The organism is Pseudoalteromonas sp. 120-MNA-CIBAN-0494 (genome assembly GCF_040308885.1).
GTDB lineage: Bacteria > Pseudomonadota > Gammaproteobacteria > Enterobacterales > Alteromonadaceae > Pseudoalteromonas > Pseudoalteromonas nigrifaciens.
The window spans coordinates 1-291 of sequence record NZ_JBEOOE010000117.1 but is presented as its reverse complement, the minus strand read 5'-3'; the positions used below and the strand labels follow the sequence as shown (position 1 = coordinate 291).

Genomic DNA, 291 nt, shown 5'->3' with positions numbered 1-291 from the left:
TGCTTAAGGTGCAAGCTAAAGGTAGTAATTTAATAAGCCCAACAAACGAGCTCGATAGCCGAAGTGCAAGTTCTGAGTTGCGTTTAGAGCACTTTAATGTGGTGAGTAAGTTGGTTGGCAAGCGTAAAAAAACAATGCTGTTACTGGATGAGTGTGAAAATATTTTTGAGCGTGATTTATTCTCTAAAAGCTTCTCAAAGGAATTACTTCATACTTACATTGAAAATCACCCTGTAGTGAGTATTTGGATCACTAATCATTTAGAGGATTTACCACAAAGCGTTATTAGGC

At 37.1% G+C, this 291-nt stretch carries 1 pseudogene; it reads left to right on the top strand.

Annotated features, from left to right (window positions below):
* A pseudogene (locus AAEY55_RS18200) lies at window positions 1–291 on the top strand (hypothetical protein); the annotation flags it as partial.